The sequence below is a fragment of the Streptomyces sp. NPDC050422 genome, from assembly GCF_044458665.1.
Lineage (GTDB): Bacteria > Actinomycetota > Actinomycetes > Streptomycetales > Streptomycetaceae > Streptomyces.
The window spans coordinates 1-1,687 of record NZ_JBITIE010000064.1 but is presented as its reverse complement, the minus strand read 5'-3'; the positions used below and the strand labels follow the sequence as shown (position 1 = coordinate 1,687).

Below are 1,687 nucleotides of genomic sequence, written 5' to 3'. Positions count from 1 at the left end.
GGGGGGTGCCCCTATCTGTTTCGTCAACCCTGGCGGAGCTAATTCGTAGGGGTTCGTGCTGGTTTTCGGGAACGTGCCGCGAAGCGGGACGTTCCCGGCGGATCGGGCGCGGTGCGGGCAGCCTGATGGCCGGCGCGGCGGGGGTGGCCGTGCCGGTGACGGGTGCGGCGGGCCGGAAGGGGTAGAGGGTGACGTGGATGTCAGGCGGCGAGGTCGAGGGCGCGAGGTTCGTAGAGGGTGCCGTTGCGGATCATCGCGTGGATGACGTTCACACGTTGCCGGGCCAGGCGGAGGATGGCCTGGGTGTGGGTCTTGCCGCGGGCCCGCTGACGGTCGTAGTAGATCCGGGAGGACGGGTCGCCTTTGCAGCCGATCGCGGCGAACGCGGCCTGGAACAGTGCGCGTTTGAGGAGTCGGTTGCCGCGGTGGGGTGCGTGCTCGCCGCGGATCGAGGTGCCCGAGGACTTCGTGGCCGGGGCGAGTCCGGCGTACGAGGCGAGGTGTCCGGCAGTGGGGAAGCCGGTGCCGTCACCGATCGCGACGATCACCGCGGCTGTGGTCCTGACGCCCAGGCCGGGCAGGGACGTCAGGAGGTGGAAAAGAGGGAGGGCCTCCAGCAGGGCGGCGATCTCCTGCTCGGTGGCCTGGCGCTGGGCGTGGGCGGCGGCGAGCTGGGCGGCCAGGCCCGGCACGATCAACGCGGACGCTTCGGTGCCGGGAACGACGAGGGTCTGCTCGGCGAGCGCGTCGAAGATCTCCCCGCTCAGGTGGTGGGCCTTGCGCGAGCCGTGTGCCTTGAGCAGGGCCTCGCAGCGGGCCCGGCCCAGTCTCTTGAGCCGGGCGGGCGAGCCGTGCCGCTGCAGGAGGGCCTGGACGTAGGGGTAAGTCAGGCGTGGTCCCAGGACCCGTTCCAGGGAGGGGTGGATCTGGGAGAGCAGGCCGCGCAGCCGGTTGGTGGTGCGGTTGACCTCGCCGGCCAGGTCGTTGTCGTAGCCGGTGAGCATCGTCAGCTCGGCCAGCACCTCGTCGTCGCGGTCCACCGCGCGCAGAGTGTGCGGCATGGACCGGGCGGTCTCGGCTATCACGAACGCGTCGCGGGCGTCGGTCTTGGCCTCGCCCGGGTGCAGGTCGGCGGCCCGCCGCATCGACAGGCCGGGCAGGTAAGCGACCCGGCAGCCCGCCGCGCGGGCCACCGTCAGCGGCAGTGCGCCGATGTTGGCGACCTGGTCCACGATCACCAATACGGTGCCGAACTTGCCCACCAGCTTGGTGAACAGCTCCAGCAGTTTCGGTTCGGTGTTGGGCAGCCGTTTGTCGTGCACGGTTCTGCCGTCCCTGGTCCGGCCGTGGGCGTGGTGGAACTCCTTGCCCAGGTCCAGGCCGAGGAAGAGATCTATCGCGGTCGTGTCGACCATGTGCGCGTGCCCCTCGCCTCTCGTCGCCTCAACTCCCGGCCGTCCCTGCGGCACCACACGCCGGCAACCACGTTACGCAGACATCCCCACCCGCAAAGCGGTCCGGCATTGCGCCGGACCAGGCGGTCGTCAGGCCCCTCATCAGCGGTCAAGCGGTGCCCCGAAGCCCGGCGGCAACACCCCCCAGGTCATCGACTTCGACAGGGGGCACACAGCCATACCGGGCCCGGGGGCCAGGCGCCCCATTGCGGGGCCACAGAAAAGGTAACGGG

Annotated in this window: 1 protein-coding gene; it reads right to left on the bottom strand. The window is 70.7% G+C overall.

What is annotated here, in order from left to right; translation table 11 throughout:
• Window positions 1-200: 200 nt before the first annotated feature.
• Window positions 201-1,415 carry an IS110 family transposase gene (locus tag ACIBJG_RS38790; protein WP_399315063.1) on the bottom strand — a complete coding sequence of 405 codons (1,215 nt, stop codon included), beginning with the start codon at window positions 1,413-1,415 and terminating at the stop codon, window positions 201-203.
• Between the last annotated feature and the right edge of the window lie 272 nt (window positions 1,416-1,687).

What these genes read in the sequence shown, in the direction of transcription:
- ACIBJG_RS38790 (WP_399315063.1), bottom strand. Translation starts at nt 1,415, where the DNA reads ATGGTCGACACGACCGCGATAGATCTCTTCCTCGGCCTGGACCTGGGC.